Annotated in this window: 21 protein-coding genes and 1 pseudogene; 15 read left to right on the top strand and 7 right to left on the bottom strand. The window is 59.3% G+C overall.

Going from position 1 to position 23,695, the window contains the following annotated elements:
• Positions 1 to 17: 17 nt before the first annotated feature.
• Entirely contained in the window at positions 18 to 1,022 is a 1,005-nt protein-coding gene (locus JONANDRAFT_RS07455) for a TRAP transporter substrate-binding protein (RefSeq protein WP_008523422.1), read from the bottom strand.
• A 711-nt stretch (positions 1,023 to 1,733) separates the two neighbouring features.
• Here JONANDRAFT_RS07455 and JONANDRAFT_RS07450 point away from each other — a divergent pair.
• From JONANDRAFT_RS07450 to JONANDRAFT_RS07400, 11 genes are all read left to right on the top strand, one after another.
• The gene (locus tag JONANDRAFT_RS07450) at positions 1,734 to 2,711 is read left to right on the top strand and encodes a TAXI family TRAP transporter solute-binding subunit (RefSeq protein WP_008523421.1); all 978 of its coding nucleotides are present in this window, start codon (positions 1,734 to 1,736) and stop codon (positions 2,709 to 2,711) included.
• A gap of 93 nt (positions 2,712 to 2,804) precedes the next feature.
• Complete coding sequence (locus JONANDRAFT_RS07445; RefSeq protein ID WP_021775863.1) at positions 2,805 to 3,296, top strand: DUF1850 domain-containing protein; 492 nt, start codon at positions 2,805 to 2,807, stop codon at positions 3,294 to 3,296.
• A gap of 52 nt (positions 3,297 to 3,348) precedes the next feature.
• A complete protein-coding gene (locus JONANDRAFT_RS07440) occupies positions 3,349 to 5,340 on the top strand; it encodes a TRAP transporter permease (RefSeq protein ID WP_008523419.1) in 1,992 nt (663 codons plus the stop codon).
• A 171-nt stretch (positions 5,341 to 5,511) separates the two neighbouring features.
• Positions 5,512 to 6,711, top strand: coding sequence for an outer membrane protein assembly factor BamB family protein (locus tag JONANDRAFT_RS07435; protein WP_172633449.1), 1,200 nt, complete (start codon positions 5,512 to 5,514; stop codon positions 6,709 to 6,711).
• A 48-nt stretch (positions 6,712 to 6,759) separates the two neighbouring features.
• A complete protein-coding gene (locus JONANDRAFT_RS07430; protein WP_008519682.1) occupies positions 6,760 to 7,572 on the top strand; it encodes a hypothetical protein in 813 nt (270 codons plus the stop codon).
• A 231-nt stretch (positions 7,573 to 7,803) separates the two neighbouring features.
• Entirely contained in the window at positions 7,804 to 9,147 is a 1,344-nt protein-coding gene (locus tag JONANDRAFT_RS07425; protein WP_008519679.1) for a YjiH family protein, read from the top strand.
• 154 nt (positions 9,148 to 9,301) lie between these two features.
• The gene (pxpB, locus tag JONANDRAFT_RS07420; protein ID WP_008519677.1) at positions 9,302 to 10,030 is read left to right on the top strand and encodes a 5-oxoprolinase subunit PxpB; all 729 of its coding nucleotides are present in this window, start codon (positions 9,302 to 9,304) and stop codon (positions 10,028 to 10,030) included.
• Positions 10,027 to 11,103, top strand: a complete 1,077-nt coding sequence (locus JONANDRAFT_RS07415) for a 5-oxoprolinase subunit C family protein (protein ID WP_008519675.1) — start codon at positions 10,027 to 10,029, stop codon at positions 11,101 to 11,103. The genes pxpB and JONANDRAFT_RS07415 overlap by 4 nt, the downstream gene beginning before the upstream one ends.
• On the top strand, positions 11,090 to 11,860 hold the full coding sequence (locus JONANDRAFT_RS07410; protein WP_008519672.1) for a LamB/YcsF family protein: 771 nt from the start codon (positions 11,090 to 11,092) through the stop codon (positions 11,858 to 11,860). The genes JONANDRAFT_RS07415 and JONANDRAFT_RS07410 overlap by 14 nt, the downstream gene beginning before the upstream one ends.
• On the top strand, positions 11,857 to 12,660 hold the full coding sequence (locus JONANDRAFT_RS07405; RefSeq protein ID WP_008519670.1) for a putative hydro-lyase: 804 nt from the start codon (positions 11,857 to 11,859) through the stop codon (positions 12,658 to 12,660). Before JONANDRAFT_RS07410 ends, JONANDRAFT_RS07405 begins: the two co-directional genes overlap by 4 nt.
• A 39-nt stretch (positions 12,661 to 12,699) precedes the next feature.
• A complete protein-coding gene (locus JONANDRAFT_RS07400) occupies positions 12,700 to 13,389 on the top strand; it encodes an aspartate/glutamate racemase family protein (RefSeq protein WP_008523412.1) in 690 nt (229 codons plus the stop codon).
• Positions 13,390 to 13,446: 57 nt separating this feature from the next.
• Here JONANDRAFT_RS07400 and JONANDRAFT_RS07395 read toward each other — a convergent pair whose 3' ends face one another.
• Entirely contained in the window at positions 13,447 to 14,592 is a 1,146-nt protein-coding gene (locus JONANDRAFT_RS07395) for a YibE/F family protein (RefSeq protein WP_008519665.1), read from the bottom strand.
• A complete protein-coding gene (locus tag JONANDRAFT_RS07390) occupies positions 14,586 to 16,121 on the bottom strand; it encodes a gamma-glutamyltransferase family protein (protein WP_008519663.1) in 1,536 nt (511 codons plus the stop codon). The genes JONANDRAFT_RS07395 and JONANDRAFT_RS07390 overlap by 7 nt, the downstream gene beginning before the upstream one ends.
• Positions 16,122 to 16,332: 211 nt before the next feature.
• On the opposite strand from JONANDRAFT_RS07390, the gene JONANDRAFT_RS07385 reads away from it, so the two are divergent.
• The 4 genes and pseudogenes from JONANDRAFT_RS07385 (at position 16,333) to JONANDRAFT_RS08420 (ending at position 19,061) form a co-directional block, all read left to right on the top strand.
• Positions 16,333 to 17,397, top strand: a complete 1,065-nt coding sequence (locus tag JONANDRAFT_RS07385) for an AI-2E family transporter (RefSeq protein WP_008519659.1) — start codon at positions 16,333 to 16,335, stop codon at positions 17,395 to 17,397.
• A gap of 21 nt (positions 17,398 to 17,418) precedes the next feature.
• Positions 17,419 to 17,601: pseudogene (locus tag JONANDRAFT_RS08535) on the top strand (IS3 family transposase); the annotation flags it as partial.
• A 237-nt stretch (positions 17,602 to 17,838) separates the two neighbouring features.
• The gene (locus JONANDRAFT_RS08425; RefSeq protein ID WP_233417398.1) at positions 17,839 to 18,168 is read left to right on the top strand and encodes a helix-turn-helix domain-containing protein; all 330 of its coding nucleotides are present in this window, start codon (positions 17,839 to 17,841) and stop codon (positions 18,166 to 18,168) included.
• Positions 18,165 to 19,061, top strand: a complete 897-nt coding sequence (locus JONANDRAFT_RS08420; RefSeq protein WP_324602922.1) for an IS3 family transposase — start codon at positions 18,165 to 18,167, stop codon at positions 19,059 to 19,061. Before JONANDRAFT_RS08425 ends, JONANDRAFT_RS08420 begins: the two co-directional genes overlap by 4 nt.
• A gap of 99 nt (positions 19,062 to 19,160) precedes the next feature.
• Here JONANDRAFT_RS08420 and JONANDRAFT_RS07370 read toward each other — a convergent pair whose 3' ends face one another.
• The 4 genes from JONANDRAFT_RS07370 to JONANDRAFT_RS07355 form a co-directional block, all read right to left on the bottom strand.
• On the bottom strand, positions 19,161 to 20,516 hold the full coding sequence (locus tag JONANDRAFT_RS07370; RefSeq protein WP_008523409.1) for an O-antigen ligase family protein: 1,356 nt from the start codon (positions 20,514 to 20,516) through the stop codon (positions 19,161 to 19,163).
• Positions 20,517 to 20,677: 161 nt separating this feature from the next.
• Positions 20,678 to 21,100: a Fe-S cluster assembly scaffold protein NifU gene (nifU, locus tag JONANDRAFT_RS07365; protein ID WP_008523408.1), complete on the bottom strand. Its 423-nt coding sequence runs from the start codon at positions 21,098 to 21,100 to the stop codon at positions 20,678 to 20,680.
• Between the two features lie 2 nt (positions 21,101 to 21,102).
• Positions 21,103 to 22,287: a cysteine desulfurase NifS gene (gene nifS, locus JONANDRAFT_RS07360; RefSeq protein ID WP_008523407.1), complete on the bottom strand. Its 1,185-nt coding sequence runs from the start codon at positions 22,285 to 22,287 to the stop codon at positions 21,103 to 21,105.
• 119 nt (positions 22,288 to 22,406) lie between these two features.
• Positions 22,407 to 23,549, bottom strand: a complete 1,143-nt coding sequence (locus tag JONANDRAFT_RS07355) for a threonine synthase (RefSeq protein WP_008519648.1) — start codon at positions 23,547 to 23,549, stop codon at positions 22,407 to 22,409.
• Between the last annotated feature and the right edge of the window lie 146 nt (positions 23,550 to 23,695).

The raw sequence follows: 23,695 nt of genomic DNA, 5'->3' as shown, positions 1-23,695 counted from the left end.
ATTCCTCGCTTATGCTGTTATTTTGTTTCCTTTTCCACAGCCTCAGTCACCAGATTGAGCAAATCTTTGCCTACAATGCCTTCAGCGATATCATAGACGTTTTTCATATGGGCTCTCATTTTTTCCCGCTCTTCTGTACTAAGATTGAGAACTACCGTTCCGCTATCCTTGATAGTTTTTAGGTACCCTACTTCTTCTTCGGCTACGAGATGTCTTTCCCAAGTTGCTATTTCCTTAGCATTACGTGTAATAATTTCTTTTTTCTTCTCATCCAATCCATCAAACCAGTCCTTACATACTAAAAATACATGACCTAGATATGCATGGTTGGAAAGCAGCATGTAGTTTTGGACTTCGTAAAGTTTTACCGAAACAATGGTTACTAAAGGGTTCTCTTGACCATCAACGCTCCCTTGCTGCAGTGCATTGTATAATTCGCTGAAGTCTATGGGGGTTGGGTTGGCTCCTAGGGCTTTGAATTGCTCCATAATAATGGGGCTTTCCATAGTGCGAAATTTTAACCCCTGAAAATCATCCATTTTTGCTATTTTCTTGTTGCAAGTAAAATTCTTGAAACCATCTTCATAAATTGCTAATCCTTTTACACCATTAGCTTCGAGAGTGGATAATAATTTCTGTCCTATTGGTCCATCAAATATTTTATAGGCTGTATTTTTGTCGGGAAATAGGAAGGGAAGGTCAAAAATTTGTAATGTGGGATTAAAGCCGCTGATGCGCGCTGTAGGAAGAAGAGCAATTTCCTGTGTACCCATCTGCACACCCTCGAACATCTCACGAGCTGATCCCAGCTGACCGGATGGGAAAACGTCAACCAAAATACTTCCTTCGGATTCTTTTTCTACCCGTTTTTTGAATTCATCTGCCGCTCTGGCTTGAGGAGTATTGGGCATAAAGCCATGACCGTAAGTAATTCTTATAGGGTCATCCGCTCCTTTGGCCTGAAGGGCTCCAATCGCTAAAATAAAAAAACAGGGGCATATCCACATAAGAGCTTTTTTCAACTTTAATCCTCCTCGTTATTTTTACTGTCGCAGCACAGGTCTTGGCTGCATTATTTGTTCCTTAGATCACCAAGCTAGCCACAATGATGTCAATGCTCAATGAAAATGGTACGGCCTCCTTTCTGAACGGCACTTTGTCTGAAGGGTAAGCTAAGCTCGTGCAGTAGATGACCAAAGCTGGACAGTGGCTTAGTTCCCCCCTCGTGGTTGTTACATAATGTCTCAATAAAATACAGTCCTTAAGCTGCATATAATTCGAAAAAGGTTTATCCCTCCTTCTCGATCATAAAGTGAAGCAATGTCTGTCAGATTGCTTTGTTACGGTGAAATAATAAAATGAGAAGCTACTATATAATAATAAGGACAAAATGATGGGGCGAAGGTGTCCTTAAAGGACACCTTTTTATCCAAGGAATAGCTATAAAGTACAATGCTCATTGGGGAAAACTTGAAGAAGGTATACTAGCCCAAAGATAATGTTGTTTTTAGCGAGTTACTATGAACAGGGTTTTACAGGCATTGTTAGTGATTTTATCTGATGATCATGGATGAATCGCTGATGATAAAAGTAACAAATGATTACAGTGAGTTCTCTCCTAGACGTCTTGATAAGCGAGCCTTCGACCGCTATAGTTAAACTATCGCGTTGATTTGATGAAGTGCTGTGTAGTTATGGGGACGAAGTATTTTCTTCATTAAGGAGGGATTCGGATGAAACGGTGCGGTTTTCTTGTAACGGCGCTCGGCGCTCTGGTTCTGTGTTCGACGGCTTGTGCCGATCCAGTGCAGTTGGTTATGGGGACAGGCGGCACGACGGGGACGTACTATCCTTTGGGCGGCGCTATTTCTCAGATTGTGTCTGACCACTCCGACGGTGCGGTGACAATTTCAGCTCAGGCGACAGGGGCTTCAAACGAGAACATTAACCTGCTGAAAAACGGCGACGTTGATTTGGCGATCGTCCAGAACGATATCGCGTTCTACGCCAAGACCGGTTCGATGTTCTTTAAAGAGCCTGTGAAGAATATCCGGGCGATTTCCCGCCTGTGGCCAGAACCGATTCAGGTGGCGGTGAACAAGGACTGCCCGGCCAACTCGATCGCCGATTTTGGGAAGCTGAGAATTTCTATCGGCGCGCCCGGCTCCGGCAACGAGGCGAACGCCCGTCAGATTTTCGGCGCGTACGGTTTCTACGAGGAGAAGGACGGCAAGGGCGAGTACAAGGGCTTTGAGCCGTTCTTCCTGTCTTATGCCGAGACGACAAGTCATTTCAAGGACCGCCAGATCGACGGATTCGAGTTCACTACGGCGGCACCGAACTCGGGCATTCAGGAGATCGTGACGACCCAGCCGCTCAAGTTCATCAATATCGACGGCGCAAAGCGTGACGAGATTATCAAGGCGTACCCGTTCTTCGCTCCCAGCGTTATCCCGGCTGACACGTATCAGAACCAGCCCAAGCCGGTCGATACGATTGCCGTTCAAGCGTGCTTGTTCTGCCGCTCCGATTTGCCGGATGACTTGGTCTACACGATCACGAAGACGATGTTCAGCCAGCTGGCTCTGATCGGCGAGGCGCACCACAAGGGCAAGGAGATTGTCTTGGAGAAGGCGCTGGACGGTCTGCAGGTTGAGGATCTGCACCCGGGCGCTCTGAAGTACTACAAGGAAGTCGGCCTGATCAAGTAGTCGGCCTTTTCGAGCCCAGCGGCTTCTTTGGCTCTAATCGAGGAGGGGATCCGGTTCGCCGGTTCCCCTCTTGTCTTCAAAGGGGCGGAGGACGTGAAAAAATTTTATTTCGCCGGTCTGGTCTGTCTGGCTGCGGCTGCCGTTTTTTTCGCGTTTCGTCCCCAGTTGTACTTGATCGTTCGGGACGAGTCCGGGAGGGTTCGATATGCCGCCAAAGTCGACGAGGGGCAGCAGTTTACGGTTCGTTTTGTCCACTCGGTGGCTCTGAGGCCGGTGGACGAGATTTACACGGTTCGGCCGGACGGGATTCAGGTGACCGCGACAGATTACGATATGACCGGCGCGGGGCTTCCGGCTGAGCCGCTGCCGGGGCAGAAGTTTGAAATTTCGAACGGTAAGTTTCACATCACCGGGTTCACGACGGTTTTAAAGACGCTGACGTATCGGGTGGCTCGAGTGGTGGCAAATCATCGGTTCATTATGAACGGCGCTGAGCATCGGCTCAGCGAGTGGGGGAATCCGGGGCGTCCTGTGACGTTTTCCGTGATCCGAACGTCGCCGCTTTTCATCTGGCGGGGTTTTTGACCGGCTGGAGGCGCTGGGCGGACGCTGGGACAGTTGATGGGAGTGAAGACGATTGAAGAACGCTGAGAAGGATCTGGAGAAGAGCGCGGCTCAGTCTGGCGAGTCGCCGGCGGTTTTGTCGGCGGAGACTGTGACAAATGAGGAAAAGACGCAGGAGATTTTGGAGAAGTACGACCGAGAAGCGCAGGTCCGCGGCTTGAGCGGCCCCTGGGGGCTGGCGATTCGTTGGATGTGCATTCTTTTCTCGCTGTTCCAGTTTTACACCGCCGGGTTCGGCGTGCTGCCGGCGACGATTCAGCGGTCGACTCACCTGTTCTTCGTGATGGCGCTGATCTACCTGCTCTATCCGATGACGTCCAAGATGTCCAGAAAGTCAGTCCACTGGGCTGATCTGGCGTTGGCAGTCATCAGTTCGGTGGTGGCGCTTTATCTGACGGTCAACTATCACAATCTGATGTTCCGCGCCGGCGAGCCGACGACGATTGACCTGATTTTCGGCGCCTTGGCGATTCTGCTGGTGCTTGAGATCTCCCGCCGTATCGTGGGAATGCCGATTGTGATCATCGCAGTCGTTTTTGTGGCCTACGCCAAGTGGGGACATTTGATTCCGGGATTTTTGGCTCACCGGCAGATCGGTTGGACTCGAATTATCAACCACATGTACCTGACGACTGAGGGGATTTTAGGGGCGCCGCTGGGCGTTTCGGCGACGTTCGTGTTCCTGTTCATCCTGTTCGGCGCGTTCCTTCACAAGTCGGGGCTGGGAAAGTTCTTCATCGACTTAGCTCTGGCGGCGACGGGACACCGGGTCGGCGGTCCGGCGAAGGTGGCCGTTCTGGCTTCGGGCCTCTTTGGGACGATTTCCGGCAGTTCGGTGGCCAACACGGTGACGACGGGAACCTTTACGATTCCTCTGATGAAGCGGATTGGGTACTTGCCGCACTTTGCTGGGGCTGTTGAGGCGGCGTCGTCCACCGGCGGACAGCTTATGCCGCCGATTATGGGCGCTGCGGCGTTCATCATGTCCGAGTTTATCGGCGTGCCGTACATTCGTATTGCCACGGCCGCGATCCTTCCGGCGGTTCTGTACTATTTGGCCGTGTTCGTGATGATTCACATGGAGGCGCTGCGCCTTGGCCTGCGGGGGATCCCGAAGGAGGAGCTGCCGAACACGAAGAAGGTGTTCTTCAGCGGCGGGCACCTGCTGATCCCTGTTGTAGTGATCATTTACATGCTGGTGAAAGGGTACACGCCCCTGAAGGCGGCGTTCTACAGTATCCTTTGGACCGTGGCTATCGCCATGTGCCGGAAGGCGACCCGCATGTCGGTGAGGGATATCCTGGACGCTTTCGAGGACGGCGCGAGAAGCGCTCTCGGCGTGGCGGCGGCCTGCGCCTGTGCCGGGCTGATCATCGGTTCGGTCACTCTGACCGGTATCGGGCTGAAACTGGCCAACGGCATCGTGGCGCTTGCGGGCGGCAAGCTTCTGCCCACGCTGTTCTTCACCATGGTGGCGTCGATTATCCTTGGGATGGGGCTTCCGACGACGGCGAAGTACATCGTCCTGTCCGCCATGGCGGCGCCGGCGATTCAAAAGTTCGGCGTGCCGACTCTGGCAGCCCATATGTTCATTTTCTACTACGGCATCATCGCGGACCTGACGCCTCCTGTGGCGCTTGCGGCCTATGCCGGCGCGGGCATTGCCGGGGCCGATCCGATGAAGACCGGCTTCCAAGCTCTGAAGCTGGCCGTCGCCGGGTTCCTGATCCCGTACTTCTTCGTTTACAGTCCCGAGCTGCTGATGATTCAGGCGAACGCTTCGGGGTTGATTCTGCCGATCGTGACGTCGATTATCGGGGCAATTCTTCTGGCGTTTGCCGGGGCCGGCTTCTGGCTGAAACAGTTGAACATCATCCAGCGGGTCTGCTTGTTTGCGGCGGCGCTGCTTCTTATTAAGCCCGGGCTAATCACCGACCTGTGCGGCATTGGCATTGCGGCTGCGGTGTTCATCTGGCAGAAGGCTTTGGTCTCGCGGCGCGCGTAAACTGACCGGGGGCGGCGCGCTGCGCCGTCCCCTTTGTATTCTGAGGCGCGAAAGGTCGGCTCGTATCGGCCGAGCGGTGGAAAGGCCGTGCAATAAACAAAAATTTTTCATTGGAACCCGGGGGGTGTGTCAGTGAGGATTTTTCGTCCGCTACTCGCTGTTTTCTGTGTTTTGTGCGCTTCGGCTGCGGCGGGCAACGAGCCGATTTTGACGATAGAGTCCCACATTCAGCCGGCTGCCCCTCAGGTTGTCACCGCGACGCCGGTGAGTTCTTCGCCTGCTGTTTCAGGTGAAGTGAAGAGGAAAAACGGCCCCACCCCCGCTCCTTCGTCCCGGGCGCATAAGACGCCGTCTGACGGACTGTACCGCGCCGGCGGCGGTTGCGCGGGCTGCTTTGGCCCCAACGGCGCGCTGAGCGGGAAGCCCGGACGGACCTTTACCTTTCCCGATCGGCTGACCGGCTCGCCGGTGGCTTACCGGGGCGTGCTGTACCTGTCCTGCGGTCAGACGCTGTGCGCGTTTGACCCGAAACGGGAGAAGCTGCTTTGGGCGGTTCAGCTGAAAAGCCGTCCGACAGTTCCCGCTCTCGCCGGAGGGCGGATGTTTTTCGGGACAGAAGACGGCAATTTGGTGGCGCTGAAAGCCGAAACTGGTGCCGTCCTGTGGCAGCTCAATGCCAAGGGGATGACGTTTTCCTCTCCTGTCACGGCGTTTGAAAATGCTTTTTTTGCGGTCAGCTCCAGCGGAACGCTTCTGTGCCTCGACGGCGCGTCGGGAAAAGTGAAGTGGCAGACCGAGACGGGATTGAACAACCCGACGGCGCTCTTGTTTGCTGACGAAATACTGCTTGTCGGCGGACAGAACCTCGGATATCAGGCGTATCATCCTGTTTATGGATATCGTCGGTGGCAGGGCGGCGACGGCACGTCGATGGACGTGTCGCCCAGCTGGTCCGACGGGACGGCATACTTCCCCGACACGAGGGGGCGCGTCAGAGCGCTGCGGGCCCAAAACGCCCGGTTCCTTTGGACGAGCGAGCCCTTCTCGCCGCTGGCAGCTCCGCTGGTCGTCTCAGGTGAACGGGGTTGGGGCGTCACGGCGGACGGCGCGGTTTTTGCCGTCGGCTTGACTGAGGGAAAGGTTATCTGGCGTACCCAGCTCCCTGGACGGGTCTTGACCGCTCTTGCCGTTTCGTCCGACGGGCATGGTGTTTATACGGTGACCGAAAAGGGGGCATTGTACGCTCTGGACGGAAATACGGGTATGGTACAATGGGACATCCCGTTTGGCGAACCCCCAGCGGCTGATCCCGTGCTGAGCGGCGGCGCACTGTGGGTTTGCTGCGGGAACAAATTGAGTGAAGTGCGGTGATCGGTCCCAGCCGCGCGCTCGAAACCTGGTGGAGGAGGAATTGACACAATGGCTGATCAGAAAAAGAAGAACGAGTCCGGCAGCACCACGGCAAATTCAGCGCGGGAGAAAAAACGCCTGCCGCTGATCGTCCTGGGCATTTTGGTTTTAGTTATCTTGGTGAACGTGGTCTTCACTTTGAGCAGGGACCAAGTCGGGCCGTTGAAGGAAGAAATTGCCAAACAGCAGGCCCAGATTGAAGAAATGCAGGGCAAATTCGCTTCCCTGAGCGAGAAAGTCGGACAGCTTCAGGCGATAACTAACGGGATCGTCGGCGAGAGCGCCGCTCACGACAAAGTCCTTCGCGCTGGGTACGACCTTTATAAAGCCCAGCTGAAATACCTGAACGACGCGGTAGGCGAGATGGGCCAGCTTTTGGGCGACGTGCCTCAGGTCCCGGCAAACGACGAGGCGAAAGAGACCGCCCCGGTGATCGTTGAGGCGTTGAAGCCTGAAGCGGCCGCAGAAGCCCAAAAAGGCGAGGCTCCGGCTCCTGAGGTCAAACCCGACGAGAGGGCCGAGGAGCCGGCTCCGGCAGAAGCTCCGGCCGTCGAGGTCAAAAAGGACGAGGCTCCGGCTCCTGAGGTTAAGCCCGCTGAGCCGGCTGTAAAGTCGGCCCCAGCAGAAGCTCCGGCTGCCGAAGTCAAAAAGGACGAGGCTCCGGCTCCTGAGGTCAAGCCCGACGAAGCGTCTGTAAAGTCGGCCCCGGCAGAAGCTCCGGCCGCCGAAGTTAAAAAGGACGAGGCTCCTGAGGCCAAGGCCGCGGAGTCGGCCGAAAAGGGCGCCCCGGCGGAAGCTCTGGGCCCCGGCGAGAAGCAGTAGACAAACACATCAGAAGACGGACCATCCGGCGAGGGTGGTCCGTCTTTTTACGCTGTTTTATCGAAGAAGTGGTAAGATTATCTACAAAAATAAATCGTCGCGGCTTGTGGCGCTTTTGCGCCGGTCGAGCGAGAGGGAGATGGTCGCCGGAGGGCAGAAAACTGGACGCAGAGCGGGAGGGACAACGGCGGACGCGGCGGCAATGCGTCCTGTAGGTGAAGGAGGTCGCAGATGAAAGGCGAAGCTCGTTCTGGAAATATCCTGAAGTTTGTCCTGTGCAGCTTGTTTGGCGTTTTCATGTTCTTTTACCCTCTGACGATCGGCGGAAAGTCAACGATTCCTGTTGACCACAGCATCAGTTATATTCGAGCCAACTGGGCGTCCGGCGCGAAGCTCTACGTGCTGCTGGTCATGTACTGCGGCGCCCTGTTGCCCTTTTTGAGGAAGAACTGGAACAAGGACGGCATCACGACGTTCTTCTCGATCGCCAAGGTGTGCGGCGCGATTTTCGGGACGATCTTCTTTTTCAACATGTTCTCGGCCTCGCCGAGTATGGCGTGGTTCTGGGACAAAGAAGTCGGCCCGTTCCTGTACAACACCCTTTCGACGCCGGTCGGCCTAGTCATTCCCATCGGCTCCATCTTCCTGGCGTTTCTGGCTAGCTTCGGCCTGATGGAGTTCACCGGCGAGCTGATGACGCCGATCATGCGCCCGGTCTTTAAGACTCCCGGCCGCTCGGCGATCGACGCCGTAGCGTCGTTTGTGGGCAGCTATTCCATCGCCCTGATTATCACCAACGGCGTGTACCGCTCGGGGCGGTATTCGGCCAGAGAGGCCGCGATCATCGCGACGGGCTTTTCGACGGTTTCGGCCACGTTCCTTCTGATCGTCGCGAAAACGTTGGGACTGATGGACCGCTGGTCGATGTACTTCTGGGTGTCCCTGCTGGTGACGTTCGTCGTCACGGCCCTCACGGCTCGGCTGTGGCCCCTGCGCTCTATTCCGAACACGTACTTCACCGGCGAGAAGGTCGAAGACCCGGTCCGTCAGGGGAGTATCTTCCAGCGGGCGTGGGAAGCCGGCATCGAGACGGCCGAACACACAAAACCCATTTTCGTGCTGGTGTGGGACAACCTCAAGGCGGGGCTCAACATGGCGTTTGCGGTCATCCCGTCCATCATGTCGGTCGGCCTGCTCGGGCTGGTTCTGGCTACCTACACGCCGCTGTTTAACTGGTTCGGCTACCTGTTCTATCCGTTCTTCAAGGTCTTCGGCGTCAGCCAGGCCCTTCTGGGCGGCAAGGCCGCGGCGGTCTGCCTGCCTGAAATGTTCCTGCCCGCCATGCTGATTGCCGGCGAGGGTACGGCTCTGCTCAAGTTCGTCATTGCTGTGGTGAGCATTTCCGAGATCCTGTTCTTCTCCGCGTCGATTCCCTGCGTCATGGGGACGGACATTCCTCTGTCGCTTCGGGATATTCTGGTCATTTGGTTCGAGCGGGTGGTGCTGTCGGTCGTCATCACGATCCCGATTGCCATGCTGCTGGGCTTCTCCGACGTGGTCGCCGCGGCGTCATAGCGGTCCAACTGTTAAATCGCTTCCCCTTGGGGGAAGCGATTTTTTTTCGTGTCGAAGACCCGGAGCCGCCGAGACGGCCCAGGGCGGCGCTCCTGTGCTAAACTAAATTATCATCACATGAGAACAACTGTTGCGGCTGTGGGGGGTGACCCGATTGGTCTCGGTTCTGCCTGCCGGAGAGGGCTGTCTGTTTTTGGACTTTGGGAACGTCATCGACATGGAGGTGAACGGCCGCGTTCATGCGGTGAAGCTGGCTTTGGAACGTCGGCCGTTTGTCGGTTTGGTTGAGTTGGTTCCGTCGTACCGTTCGTTGGCCGTGTACTTTGACCCGATCGCGACAGACGTCCCGGCCTTGAGAGAGGCTCTGGCCCGTTTGGCTTCCGAAACGGCCGCTCTGCCGGCTGAGGGCGGAACGGTCCTGCGCCTGCCGGTCTGCTACGGCGGCGACTACGGCCCGGACATGGGGAACGTGACGTCTCATACCGGGCTGAGCGAGGCCGATGTGGTGGCCCGGCATACCGGCCGGGACCTTTACTGTTACATGTTGGGCTTTCTGCCCGGGTTCGCCTACTTGGGCGGCATGGACGAGTCGTTAGCGACACCCCGTCTGACGACGCCGCGAAAGCGAATAGAGCCCGGTTCGGTGGGCATAGCAGGGCGCCAGACCGGCGCGTATTCGGTAGCCAGCCCGGGAGGGTGGCAGATCATCGGCAGGACGCCGGTGCGGCTGTACGATCCCGACAGGTCGCCGGCCGCGGCGATTCAGGCCGGCTTCTGGGTGCGCTACTACGCCGTGACGGCCGAGGAGTATGGCCGTATCGCGCGGCAGGTCCAAGCCGGCGCGTACCAGCTTGAGTTGGGGAAGAGGGGGAGTGGGGAATGAGACTGCATATCAGCTCTCCCGGCCCCCTGACGACAGTACAGGATTTGGGCCGATGGGGATATCAGGCGATGGGAATGCCGGTCTCCGGCGCGATGGACCCGTCCTCGCTCCGGCGGGGAAACGCGATGCTGGGCAACCGGCCGGGGGACGCGGCGCTTGAAATGGCCTGCGTCGGGCCGGACGTGACGTTTGAAGGCTCAGGGGCGGTCGTCCTGACTGGCGCCGAGCTTTCGGCGCAGCTGAACAGCAAGCCGGTGGAAAACTGGGCCGTTTTTGAGGTGAAGTCGGGCGACAGGCTCCGTTTCGGCCAGCTGCGCCGCGGCGTCTGGGGATACCTGTGCGTCACTGGCGGAGTGAGCGTCCCACTCGTGCTTGGCAGTCGGAGCACGTACCTGAAAACCGGCACTGGCGGACACGGCGGGCGGGCCCTCGCCGCGGGCGACGTTTTGCAGACTGGCGAGCCGTCGGCCGCGTGGCGGCGCCGCGTCGGGTTTATCTGTCCGGACTCTCTCAAGCCCGACTGGTCCGACCGGGCGCTCGGTTTGGTCTTGGGCCTTCAGCAGGACGCGTTCCCGCCCGCCGGGCTGGCGACGCTCTTTGAAAGCGAGTACCGGGTTGATCTGACGTCTGACCGAATGGGGTACCGGCTGGAAGGGCCAGCGGTCGAGCACGCCCTGCCGCCGGATATCGTCTCCGACGGCGTGCCGCTCGGAAGCGTTCAGATTCCCGGCTCCGGGGAGCCGATTGTCATGATGGCGGACCGGCAGACGACCGGAGGGTACACAAAAGTTGGCGTCCTGACGGCGGTCAGCACGGCGTTTTTGGCCCAGCACCCCGCCGGTTCGTCGGTGAGGTTTCGCCGGCTGAGCCAGGACGAGGGAGTTGAAGAAGCCCGGCGGGAAGCCGAGGTTTTAGCGGAACTCGCCCGCGCCGTTGCCCGTTGGTTCGCCAGGCCGGACGAAAAGCTGAAGACGACGCTCGGCGGGACGTGGGGCCCCGCCGGCCAGAGATGGAACTTGGCGTGGCGGCTTGAGGGCCGCCTTGAGGGAGGAAGGGCAAATGAACGTGGTTGACCTGAACAGCGACTTGGGCGAGAGCTTTGGGCCGTGGGTCATGGGCCGGGACGAGGACGTCCTGACGTTCGTCTCGTCGGCCAACGTGGCCTGCGGGTTTCACGGCGGGGATCCGGCGGTGATGCGCCGGACCGTTCGCATGGCGGCGGAGCGCGGCGTGGCTGTGGGAGCGCACCCGTCGTACCCTGACAAGGTCGGCTTCGGCCGCCGGGAGATGAACTGCACGCCCGACGAGATTTACGCCGACGTGCTGTACCAGATCGGGGCACTTCGGGCGTTCTGCGGGGCGTGCGGCGTGCCGCTTCAGCACGTCAAGCCCCACGGGGCCATGTACAACACCGCCGGCCGGGACGAGGCCAAGGCGGCGGCGATCGCTCAGGCCGTACGGGACGCGGGCGGCGGTTTGATTCTGCTGGGGCTGGCCGGCTCGGCGCTCGAGCGGGCGGCTCAGACGGCGGGCGTTCGGTTCGCCGCCGAAGCGTTTGCCGATCGGGGGTACATGGACGACGGCTCGCTGGTGCCGCGCTCGCGGCCCGGCGCGTTCGTGACCGACCCGGACGCGGCGGCCGAACGGGTCATTCGTATGGTGAAAGAAGGGGTCGTCCAGTCGGTGAACGGCCGCTCCGTTCCGTTGGCGCCTCAGTCGATCTGCCTTCACGGCGACAACTCGGCGGCCGTCGAGCTGGCTCGGACGCTCCGAAAGAAAATTGAGGCGTCGGGCATTCGGATCGCACCGTTGGCGGAGCTGATCCGATGACCCGGGCAGCTGACTACGCCGACGCCTCGCCGACGCAGGTTAGGGAAATGATTCGCGCCGGTCGGTGGGACAACCCCACGTCTGGCATGTGCGCCGGGTACGTGCAGGCCAATCTGGTCGTCCTGCCCCGGGACTGGGCGTTCGATTTTCTCCTGTTCGCGGTCCGCAACCCGGTGCCCTGTCCAATCTTGGACGTCACAGAGCCGGGGGAGACCGAGCCGAAGCAGATGGCGCCGGGCGCGGACTTGGCGGCCGATCTGCCCAAGTATCGGGTGTGGGAGAACGGACGACTGACCGCCGAGCCGACCGACGCGCGGCCGTTTTGGCGGGACGACTTGGTGGCTTTTCTCGTCGGCTGTTCTTTCTCCTTTGAGACGGCGATGGCTCAAGCAGGCTGTCCGGTTCGGCATATAGAGTGCGGCTGCAACGTGCCGATGTACCTGACGAACCAGCCCTGCCGGCCGGCGGGACGAATGAAAGGGAACATGGTGGTCTCCATGCGTCCCGTTCCGTCTCATCTGGTGAGCCGGGCGGTTCTCTCGTCCGGCCGGTTCCCGCGGGTTCACGGCGCGCCGGTCTGGGTCGGAAACCCGGAAGGGCTTGGCGTCGCGGACTTGAGCAAGCCGGACTTCGGCGAGCCCGTGCCGATCAACCCGGGCGAAGTGCCGCTTTTTTGGGGGTGCGGCGTCACGCCGCAGGCCGCTCTCATGGCCAGTAAGCCGCCGTTTGCCATTACCCACGCGCCCGGACACATGTTCATCTGCGACGTGAGGGACAACGAGCTGGCGGTCTTTCCGTAGTTGGCTGGGCAAGAAACAATCGAAGAGGAGGGGCGTCCTGTGGGACCGAAAAAGATATTAGGCGTGTACGGCGGGCTTGGACCTGCCGCTTCCGCCGAGTTCATGCGGCTGCTGGCCGAGTTGGCGCCGGCGTCATGCGACCAGGAACACCCGGTCGTTTACCTGTACTCCAACCCGAAAACGCCCGATCGGTCGGACGCGCTGCTGCGCGGCGGCCCGAGCCCGGAAGGTCCTCTGAAAGCCGGGCTCGAGACCCTGTGCCGTTGGGGGGCGGATATCCTCGCGGTGCCGTGCAACACCGCCCACTGCTTTATCGACCGGTTCAGGGAAGAGCTGCCCAAACCGCTGATTCACATTGTGGAAGCCACGGTGAGCCGGGCTTTAGAGGTCTCGCCGGCCTGCTGGCTCGTCGCGACCGGCGCGACGCTCGCGTCGGGTATCTACGAGAAGGAAGGGGAACGACAGGGGGCCCAGTTCTTTGAGCCGGAGCCCGACGAGCGCCCGGAGTTTGACCGGATCATTCGGCTCGTCAAGGGCGGGCGGATGGAAGAAGCGGGGGAACGGATGAAATCCGCCTGCGGCCTGCTGTGGCGGCGACGGGAGCTGCCCGTGATCTGCGCCTGCACCGAGCTGCCTCTGGCGTGGGCAGCGGCGGGGCTGCCGGACGAGAGAGGAGTTTCGAGCCTTGAAAGTTTGGCTCGAGCGTGCCTGAACGAGCTGTACGAGTAGACGAAAAATAAAAAGCAGTGCGGCCGAAGTTTTCTTCGGCCGCACTGCTTTTTTGAGTCAGCGCTTTTTCCGCCACCACGCGGCGAGGGCTCCCGCTGCGGCGGTGATAGGAACTGTGAGCAGCAGTCCGACGGTACCCGCCAGACTTTGCGCAATTTCTTGGGCGACCTGCCCGTCGTTGAGCAGCTGGTGGATGTCCGGTTGGGCTTGGGCCATGAGGATCAGAAGGCACAGGCTGCTGCCGAAATACGCCAGAACCAGCGTGTTGACCATGGTGCCGAGAATTTCCCGCCCCACGTTCAGCCCTGACTGCCAAAGTCGTTTCGGCGCGATGTCCGGGTCGTAGTCCTCCAGTTCGGCCATGGCTGCGGACACGGAGATCGCCACGTCGTGAACGGCGCCGGCCGCGCCGATGATGACCGACGCGAGGAACACGTGTCCCATGTTGATCCCCTCGACGGTCGAAGAGAGGACGAGCGCGCCGTCGGAGCCCAGTCCGGTGATCTGCCACAGCTTGAGGGCCGCAAAGCCGAGGAACCACGCGGCCACGGCGCCGCCCAGCGCGCCGCCTAAGGCGACCGGCCAGTAGCGCTTGCGCCTGACGACGACGCCGATGGTCAAAATGGACACGACGGCGACGGCGCCCAACGCGCCGGCCAGCGGAGACGAGCCAGCGGCGGCCGACGGCAGAAACACCGAGGCTAAATACCACATGGAAAGCGCCAGCCCGATCAGCGCCCGGGCGCCTGCCCGTCCCGCCGAGACGACCAGCAGCCCGGCCACGGCGGTCAGAAACGCGACGACCGCCGGCAGGCGGAACCGGTCGGCCAGCGACGCCACGGTTGAACCGTCCGGCAGAGTGTCGATGACCATCACGTAGTCGCAGCCGGGTTTCAGCTCCAGCGCGCTGTTGACCAGCCGCTCAATTTTCACCGTCTCCCTGGCACCCTGCCGGTCGCCGGACCGGTACAACACGCTGGCTAAAATGGACTGGCTCTCCCAATTCGGGTCGTCCTGCGCCGAACTTTCCTTCGGCAGAAGTTCGGTCTTCAAAAGCCTGACGATCCACGTTCCTTGGTCGGTCCAAGCCCGACGGGCCAGGACGTCGCTTGCCGTGTACGCGCCGACTGACAGGACGGCGACGAGAACGAGATAGGTTAAGCGGCGAAGGAGCGGCGTTTTCTTCTCTTGAGGGGCTACCATACGGCAACAGCTCCGTCGGTCCGGGGTTCGGTCGCGCCGCAGAGGACGCCCGAGCCATCCCGGAGAATCACTTGACCGCGGCCGAAGCTGGTATCGTCGGCTGAAACGGTTACCTGATGGCCTCGGTCTTTCAGGGACAGGGCTAAGTCGTTGGGGAAGGTCTGCTCCAGCTCGAGCGACAGGCCGCCGGTCCACTGCCACCGAGGCCGATCAAGGGCTTCCTGAGGGTTCAGACCGTCGTCGGCCAGCGAGCTGACCACTTGGACGTGGCCCTGCGGCTGCATGAACGCGCCCATGACGCCGAACGGCCCGAAGGGCTGGCCGTCCCGGCAGAGGAATCCCGGGATAATGGTGTGATACGGCCGCTTGCCCGGCGCGAGACAGTTCGGGCTGGCTGGATCAAGGGAGAAATTGGCCCCCCGGTTGTGCAGAGCGATGCCGGTGCCGGGGACGACCACGCCGCTGCCGAACCCCATGTAGTTACTCTGAATGTAGCTGACCATGTTGCCGTCCCCGTCAGCTGACGCGAGGTACACCGTGCCGCCGCACCTCGGCGAACCGGGACATGGCAGCTCGGCTCGGTTCCGGATGAGGGCGCGGCGTCTCTCGGCGTAGCCCTCGCTCAGCAGATCGGCCAAGGGGACGTCGGCCTGTCGGGGATCGGCGATGTAGGCCTTTGCGTCGGCGAAAGCCAGCTTCATGGCTTCGACGGTTTGGTGGAGAAAGAGCTCCCTATCCCGTGTCGGCTCAAAGCCCCGCAGGATGTTGAGCGCCAGAAGAACGGTCAACCCATGGCCGTTTGGCGGCAGCTCGAAGACCTGATAGTTCCGGTAGGGGACCGACAGGGGCTCGACCCATTCGGGAGAGAACGCCGCCAAATCCTCGGCGCTCAGCCACCCGCCGGACGACCGGACGAACGAGCCGATCTGCCGGGCCAGTTCGCCGCGGTAAAAACTCTCGCCGCCCGTGCGGCCGATCTCTTCTAGGGTCTCGGCGTGGTCCTTCAGCGTCACGAGCTCGCCGGGCTCGGCTTCGGCGAGTCCGAACGTTTGAAGCCACGGGGCGAAGAGGCCATTTTCCCTAGCGAGGGCCGAGAAAAGCTCCTGCGCCGCCTTCCACAGTTGGGCCACTTTTGGCTGCAGGGGGAACCCGCCGCGGGCGTACCGAACCGCCGGACGCAGGACGTCGGCCAGCGGCAGCCGGCCGAATTTTTTTGAGAGCGCGCCCCAAGCGGCTGGGACGCCAGGGACGGTGATCGGGGCGAGCCCTCGGGCCGGGACTGACGAGTGGCCCTCGTCGCGTAGCGTCTGAGCCGTCAGGCCAGCTGGACAGGGGCCGCTGGAGTTGAGGCCGTAGAGCTTCCCTCCCGTGTGGACGAGGGCGAACGCGTCGCCGCCCAAGCCGTTGCTGGTGGGCTCGACGACCGTCAGAACGGCGGCGGCCGCCAAGGCGGCGTCTACTGCGTTGCCGCCGGCCTTGAGAACTTCAATTCCGGCTCCGGCCGCCAGAGGGTTCGACGCGGCCACCATCCCATTTTTGCCGAAAACGAGCCGCCGTCGGGACGGGAAAGAGTACCGCTGAGAGTTAAACGGGAAAGCCACAGGGATCACGTCCAGTCTTCGTGTCGAAAGTTCCGCACCGTTTCGCCTCATTGGGCTGAATCGGCGGTCCTTTGCCATTATACGACCGAGGCGGCCGTGTTAAGATAATACAAACCACAGGGTGAGGGGAGGCAAAACGATGGATGACCAGCCGCTTGTACCGGACGGCCGAACCGAGCGGCGCAGCTTTCTTATCGCGTTGGGCTTGGTGACGGCGGCGTTCGTCTGGCTGCTGAGGCCCTTCTGGGGCACGCTCTTTTGGGCCTGCGCCCTCGCCGTGCTTTGCGCGCCGCTGTACCGGCGGTTTCAGAAGGCGACCGGCTGGAGGAGCAGTCCGTCGGCGGCAGTGACGCTCGCCGTCGTGGCTGTGGCGGTTATCGGGCCGCTGTGCCTGTTCGCCGCCTCGTTCTTCGCTCAGGCCACGTCCATTTACCGGGACGTTCAGTCCGGGGCGATTGACCTGTCGCAGTACAGCCTGCGGGTGCGCCAATCGTTTCCGGTTGTGCAGGCAGCCCTGACCCGGCTGGGGCTCGGCGGCTCGTCGCTGTCCGAGGGGATGACGAGCGCTGTCCTCGCGGCCGGCCGGTTTGTGACCCAAAACGCCGTCTCGTTGGGGCAGGGCGCACTGGGGTTGTTTGCCGACTCCTGCTTGGCCCTGTACATGGCGTTCTTTCTCATTCGGGACGGAGGCTCGCTGGCCGAGATCCTCATCAAGGCCCTGCCGCTCGGCGACAAACGGGAGCGTCGGCTGTTTGAGACGTTCGTTGGCGTGATCCGCTCGACGGTGAAGGGCAACGTGCTGATGGCGTTCCTTCACGGGGTCATCGGCGCCGTCACTCTGGGATTTTTGGGAATGAACGGCTTGCTCCTGTGGGGCGTGGCGATGGGCGTCTTGTCTCTCGTCCCGCTCGTCGGCACGGCGGTCGTCTGGCTTCCCCTGTCGATTTACATGGCCTCGTCGGGCAACTGGACAGGGTGTTTTTTCCTCGCCGGAGTCGAAATTGCAGCGATGGTCGGCGTCGACAACGTCCTTCGTCCGGCGATGGTCGGACGGAGCCTCCAGATGCCCGATTATCTGGTGCTCTTGTCGACGCTCGGCGGGTTGGCTTCGTTCGGCTTGGGAGGCATGATCGCCGGCCCGTTGGTGGCGGCCCTTTTCGTGTCCGCGTGGAAGATATTCATGGGCGAACTGAACGACAGATAAAAAACTCCCAGAGGAAATGATATGCTCCCCCCAAGTAGGACAGGGAAATATAAAACCTACTTGGGGGGTATTTCTATGCCCAGAAAAAGCAAGATAGACTCAGCTTTGAAAATATCTCTAGTTGAAAGCTATCTCCGAGACGAAATCAGCTGCACAGAAGCGACAAGGCAAGCGGGGCTTAGGGGCCGCGCATCGTTTAGGAGTTGGGTCCGGATTTACCAAAATGAAGGTCCCGGAGGATTGCTCGCTCAATCGAGAAACAGACATTATTCACAGGAGCTGAAATTGGCTGCCGTTCATGCCTATCTGAGCGGAGAAGGATCCTTCTCGGAGACGGCGTATCGCTATGGCTTACGGTCAAAAGCTCAACTTCAAAGCTGGATACAGGCATATACTACTCATGGATGGATCCAATCGCGCACAAGCGGAGGAGGCAGCTCCATGAGAAAAGCCAGACAGACAACCCAGGAAGAACGCCTTGAAATCGTACGGTACTGCCTTGCTAAGGATAATAATTATGGAGCGACGGCGCTGAAATATAACTGTTCCTATCAGCAGGTGCGCAACTGGGTGCTCCGTTATGAGAGCATGGGCCCCGCCGGCCTTGAAGACCGTCGTGGACGGCGGATTGGAACCCTGCCAGCCCGGACACCAGAGGAAAAGCAGCGTGACAGGATTGCAGAACTGGAACGCAAGAACCGCGACCTTCAGATGGAGAACGACCTGTTAAAAAAAATCAGAGAGTTAGAGATGAAAGATCGCTCTCTCTGACTCGACATCCCTACAAATACCAAGCGATCAAAGAACTGACTGAAGCCAAGCACTACCCCCTGCAAAAGCTCTGTCAGTGCCAGCGGCTTTCGCGCAGCGCGTATTATCGCTGGCTTAAAGGTCCTGTCAGCTTCAGTGAGAAGTACAATACCGAGCTCTCCGAGAAGATCAAGGCCATTCATGAGAACCATCCGGATATGGGTTACCGGCGAATCAGGGACGAACTGGAAAGGAATCACGGCATCGCAGTGAACGATAAGCGGGTACTCAGGATCTGTCGCGGAGAGCGTATTCAATCCACGATCAAGTGGAGGCCAAAGAGCTGCACCAGAAGCAGCCAAGACCCTGCACATATCGCCAAAAACTATCTCAACCGTGACTTTCACGCAGACGCACCGAACGAGAAATGGCTGACGGATGTCACTGAGTTCAAGTATTACGTCGGGGGGAACGCTCACAAAGTATATCTGAGTGCCATACTAGATCTCTATGATCGCAGGATCGTGGCATATAAAATCGGCGAGCATAATGACAATCCGCTGGTTATGAGCACGTTTGATGAAGCTGTAGAGCGTGAGCCCGAGGCACATCCATTGTTTCACAGTGACCGAGGCTTCCAGTACACGAGCAAACAGTTCTCGGGGAGACTAAAGAGAAACCGAATGAAGCAGAGCATGTCCAGAGTAGCCCATTGCATTGACAATGGGCCTATGGAAGGCTTCTGGGGGATCCTGAAGCGAGAAATGTACTACAGGAAACGCTTCACCTCAAAGATGGATCTGGTGAAGACCATAGAGTCATACATCAGGTATTACAACACAGAGCGGTTCCAACGGAAACTGAATCTGATGACACCTGCCGAATACCATGCAAGCTTCTATACTGCGGCGTAAAAGAACCGCCAGCCGATTACTCGACTGGCGGTACGGGACTTTTTGATTTTTCACTGTCCTATTGACGGGGAGCAGACCAAAAATTCCTCTGGGAGTTTTTTATTCACTAAGTTCTTTTTCGCCAATCGCCGGAGGCTGCTCCGGCTCTGCCTCGCCGCTGCGTAAGACGGTCAGCACGCCGAAGATGACCCAGGTGACGCAGCCCATATCGCGCCGAAACTGGAAAAATGAATTCACCAAGCTGAACGCGAGCTGGCTCGTTGTGAAGGCAAAAATCATAATGGCCCACCGGTTTCCGGGCGATTTTTTTAGAATGGACCAAGCCAGCCAGATGGAGCCGCCGATGAAAAAAGCGAAGATGAGGAGGGCGGGAACGCCGCCCCGGTAGAGCAGGTCGAGATACAGGTTATGAGAATAGGTCGCGGTGAGATCTTTCGGGAGAAAATGAAACTGTTTTGTCATTTCGTTGGCTAAGCGGGAGTACTCACTCGCAAAATTATTCGCTCGGCCGGTCCATGGCTTCTGGCGGACGAGCTCGGACGTGACCCGCCAAATGGTTGACCGTCCGCTGGTAAAGTTTCTCGCGTTATTGTCTTTTAAAGCGGTTGCTTGGACTACCTCCAGATGGGACATCTCTGCAATGTCATGAAAGCGTGGCATTTGCAGTATGACGGTCCACAGGGCAGCTACTAAGGACAGAGCGATAAAGGCATCGAGGACTTTCTTCCACGGAAGTCGGGAAAGCAAAAGAAGGATCCCCGCTTGGATGGCGGCGATTCCCCACGCGCCCAAAGAGAAAGAGAGAAACGTTACGCCGGTGCCGACAATACAGCAGGCCGCTGAAAACAGCACCTGTCCCGCTCTTTTCCAGAAACCGGCCAGTTTCCAGCCGAGGACATCAAGCCCCCGGTCGTAGACCACCAGCGAGATGAGAAGGCCCCAGTACCCGAGGTCGTCGCCGTTATTCATGTAGCCGTCTCTAAAAAATAGCGGCCTAGTGCAGTAGACGGCTGAGATGACGAGGAACCCGGCGAAAAGAACCCATCGGAGCTTTTGCTGCCGGTCTAGGGAGCCGCACAGTCGGGCTGACAGCCAGGTGCCGACGAGAAAGTCAAGAAAAAATGACCAACCATGAACCCACTCGCCAACCGGCGTCTCGGGCGTGCCGAGGGCCGGGCCAATGGCGCACCAGACAGTCAGAAGACAGACAAAAAGAAAAAGCCGCCGTCCGCCTGGAGAAAATCGGGGCGTTAACGGCACCCTCCAGAGAACGCGCTGAACGAGGACCAGCAGAAGGGCGATTCCCCACGGCGCGTAGTGGGCCACAGGCCGAAACGCCGAAAGGCCGGCTCCCAGCGCCAGCAGCCAAAATGCAGCTTCGTCCAATTTCTGCGGCCAAAGAGATGACGTTTTGGCCTTGAAGGAGCTTGCAGTGCAGTTTTGAATTTCCATCATCAAGGAGTTCCTCCTGACGCCCGGGAAAGATAGAGCTGTTCTTTAGGGCGCTGTTACAAACGTAATATTCCAAGATTTTTTTATTTTACCCCAAAGATCTGTCAGGCGTCAAAAAAGCCCGTTGGAGTTCTTATGAACTCCAACGGGCTTCCTGTGAGTTTTTAGTTCTCGTGATCGTGCTCGTGCGTACCAGCCAGACTCTTCATGGTTGGCCGGCCTTGGCGGGTCAGGTAGTCGTTGATCGCCGCGGTGATGGCCTCCTCGGCCAAGACGGAGCAGTGCATCTTGACGGCCGGCAGGCCTTCGAGCGCCTCTGCTACCGCCTTGTTGGTGATTTTCAGGGCCTCCTGAATGGTCTTGCCCTTGATGAGCGTCGTGGCCATGCTGGAGCTGGCGATTGCCGAGGCGCAACCGAATGTCATGAACTTGATGTCCTCGATCACGTCGTCTTTAATTCTCAGGGTGATTCGCATAATATCCCCGCACTTGGCGTTGCCGACCTCGCCGACCCCGTCAGGGTTTTCTATCTCCCCCACGTTGCGCGGGTTGCGGAAGTGGTCCATTACAACTTCGCTGTACATCATGATTATTTGCCTCCCTCAGCGGCAAGAAACTCGTGCCATAACGGCGACATCTCCCGGCGTCTGGCGACGATCTTCGGCAGCACATCGAGCACGTAATCAATATCCTCGTCGGTCGTGTGAGCGCCCAGCGTGAGCCGCACCGAGCCGTGCGCCCATTCGTGCTTCAGCCCGATGGCCATCAGCACGTGGGACGGGTCAAGCGACGCGGACGCGCAGGCGCTGCCGGTTGAAACGGCGATTCCCGCGTCGTCCAAGTCGAACAGCATCGTCTCACCCTCGATGCCGACGAAGCTCAGATTGCAGTTGTTAGGCAGCCGGTTCTTGCGGGAACCGTTGACCCGGCTGTGCGGCACTGCGGCCAACAGGCCGTCGATCAGCCGGTCGCGCATGGCCGACAGCGTAGCGTTCTTCTTGGTCATCTCTTTGGCGGCCAGTTCAATAGCCATCCCCATGCCCACGATGCCCGGGACGTTCTCGGTGCCGCCGCGGCGCGACTTCTCCTGTCCGCCGCCGTGGATCAGGTTTTCGATCTTGAGCCCCTTGCGGATGTAAATGAAGCCGACGCCCTTGGGCCCTTGGAACTTGTGCCCGGCGGCGGACAGCATATCCACGTCGAGCTCCTTCACGTTAATCGGAGTCTGGGTCATCGCCTGAACGGCATCGGTGTGGAACAGCGCGCCCTTGGCGTGAGCGACTTTCGCCAGCTGGGCGATCGGTTCGATGGTCCCGATCTCGTTGTTGGCGAACATGATTGACACCAAACAGGTCTTGTCGTCTACGGCCTTTTCCAGCGCTTCTGGCGTCACAACGCCCTCGCCGTCCACGGGGACCGTCACGATTTCAAAACCGTTCCGGCGAAGAAAATCCATCGTGTGCAGCACGGCGTGATGTTCTATCGGGCTTGTGACCAGCTTCGGCCGGCTGGCTCCCTTCGACCACGCCGTGCCCTTGATGGCCCAGTTGTCGCCTTCCGAGCCGCCGCCGGTGAAGAATACCTCGTCAGGCTGGGCGCCGATGACCGAGGCTACCTGCTGACGCGCTTTTTTAACGCCTTCGCGGGCCTTGTCCGAAAAGTCGTAAAGCGACGAGGGGTTGAAGTACTCCTCGCTGAAAAACGGCAGCATGACGTCTAAAACCTCGCGGCGAACGGCAGTCGTCGCCGCGTTGTCCATATATACTTTCCGCAACTGGCTCTCCTCCTTTAGTGTCCCGACAGGCCTTGCCGGGACTCCCCTAGAACAATTTCAGAATAGCATAGCCGTCTATTTTGGTCAATTTTAGTGCACGGTAAAACTGAGGAAGGCGATTACAGGTATTTTCGCTCGATCTGCTCGAGTTCCGCCAAGTGATCGACCGCTTTCAGTCCTGTGCCGGACAGAAGGGTCAAAGTAATTTCGTTGGGCAGAATTTGCCCTTCTTTGATGAGCTCGCTCAGCGCCGGGGCGACGACGGCGCTGGTCGGCTCGACGAAAAGCCCCCGCCGGGCCAGCGACTTGAATCCCGCGGCGATTTGGCCGTTATTGACCCGGACAAAACGCCCGCCGGTTTCCCGGACTGCCTGAATGACTTGGAAGCCCCGGACGGGTTCAGCGGACGCGATGCCCTCGGCGAACGTGTGCCCTTTTTCAATCGCCGCCGGCTCGTCCTCCCCTCGGTCGAACGCCTCAGCCAGTGGGGCACATTCCGCCGCTTGGACGGCGTAGATTCGGGGCATTCGGCTGATAGCCCCGCAGGCGGCAAGCTCCTGAAAGGCCCGAAACGCGCCGATTACAAGACTTCCCTGACCGGCCGGCACGACGACAGCGTCTGGGGCGCGGAAATCCATCTGCTCCCACGCTTCCAGAGCCCAAGTCCTGACCCCGAGGGCAAACCACGGGTTCCAGTTGTGGCTGCTGTAGAAGTGGGTCTCACCCATCGCGACTGCTGCGGCGGTCGTGTCCTCCCGAGAGCCCGGAACCCGGTGAATATGAGCGCCGTACGAGCCGATTTGAAGGCATTTGCCCTCAGACGTGCTTGCAGGGACGAACACGTGGCAGGTGATGCCGGAGGCGGCACAGTAGGCCGCCAAGGACGAGCCGGCGTTCCCCGACGAGTCCTCGACGATCTCGCGCCGGCCGGTTTCCGCCAACGACGCCGCCATGACGGCGGTTCCCCGGTCTTTGTACGAGCCGGTGGGCAGGAGAAAGTCCAGCTTCCAAAAGACGGTCCGCCCGTCCCACTCGAGGGGCAGCAGCGGCGTTTGTCCTTCTCCGAGCCGAGCGGCCTTCTCGGGGTGCCGGAGTCCTAACGCCCGGCCGTATTTCCAGAACCCGTCATGTCTTCGGCTCAGCTGCTCCGGGTCAAAGGAGAGAGCCTGCTCGAACCGGTAGTCAAACGGGCCGCCGCAGGTGCACCGCCAGAGGTTCGTCTCGTCAGGGAACGAGGCGCCGCACCGAGCGCAGACTAACATGAGCCGGCCTCCCGGGCGATCGCGCGCAGTGTTCCTTCAGGCCTCAGGGATAAATTGCCTCGGGTTTGGCAGACTGATTTGAAAAAGGTTTCCGTCATCGTCTTTCCCCCTTGTTGAAACTCCTGTCGCTTCATTATAACTTTTCT

Origin of the sequence: Jonquetella anthropi DSM 22815 (assembly GCF_000237805.1) — a bacterium.
Classification (GTDB): Bacteria; Synergistota; Synergistia; order Synergistales; family Dethiosulfovibrionaceae; genus Jonquetella; species Jonquetella anthropi.
Note: the sequence above shows the minus strand (reverse complement) of the source record. Positions and strands in the feature narration are given on the sequence as shown.

What these genes read in the sequence shown, in the direction of transcription:
- JONANDRAFT_RS07450 (WP_008523421.1), top strand. Translation starts at nt 1,734, where the DNA reads ATGAAACGGTGCGGTTTTCTTGTAACGGCGCTCGGCGCTCTGGTTCTG.
- JONANDRAFT_RS07430 (WP_008519682.1), top strand. Translation starts at nt 6,760, where the DNA reads ATGGCTGATCAGAAAAAGAAGAACGAGTCCGGCAGCACCACGGCAAAT.
- JONANDRAFT_RS07425 (WP_008519679.1), top strand. Translation starts at nt 7,804, where the DNA reads ATGAAAGGCGAAGCTCGTTCTGGAAATATCCTGAAGTTTGTCCTGTGC.
- JONANDRAFT_RS07415 (WP_008519675.1), top strand. Translation starts at nt 10,027, where the DNA reads ATGAGACTGCATATCAGCTCTCCCGGCCCCCTGACGACAGTACAGGAT.
- JONANDRAFT_RS07410 (WP_008519672.1), top strand. Translation starts at nt 11,090, where the DNA reads ATGAACGTGGTTGACCTGAACAGCGACTTGGGCGAGAGCTTTGGGCCG.
- JONANDRAFT_RS07405 (WP_008519670.1), top strand. Translation starts at nt 11,857, where the DNA reads ATGACCCGGGCAGCTGACTACGCCGACGCCTCGCCGACGCAGGTTAGG.
- JONANDRAFT_RS07395 (WP_008519665.1), bottom strand. Translation starts at nt 14,592, where the DNA reads ATGGTAGCCCCTCAAGAGAAGAAAACGCCGCTCCTTCGCCGCTTAACC.
- JONANDRAFT_RS07390 (WP_008519663.1), bottom strand. Translation starts at nt 16,121, where the DNA reads ATGGTGGCCGCGTCGAACCCTCTGGCGGCCGGAGCCGGAATTGAAGTT.
- JONANDRAFT_RS07385 (WP_008519659.1), top strand. Translation starts at nt 16,333, where the DNA reads ATGGATGACCAGCCGCTTGTACCGGACGGCCGAACCGAGCGGCGCAGC.
- JONANDRAFT_RS08425 (WP_233417398.1), top strand. Translation starts at nt 17,839, where the DNA reads ATGAGAAAAGCCAGACAGACAACCCAGGAAGAACGCCTTGAAATCGTA.
- JONANDRAFT_RS07370 (WP_008523409.1), bottom strand. Translation starts at nt 20,516, where the DNA reads ATGATGGAAATTCAAAACTGCACTGCAAGCTCCTTCAAGGCCAAAACG.
- nifU (WP_008523408.1), bottom strand. Translation starts at nt 21,100, where the DNA reads ATGATGTACAGCGAAGTTGTAATGGACCACTTCCGCAACCCGCGCAAC.
- JONANDRAFT_RS07355 (WP_008519648.1), bottom strand. Translation starts at nt 23,549, where the DNA reads ATGTTAGTCTGCGCTCGGTGCGGCGCCTCGTTCCCTGACGAGACGAAC.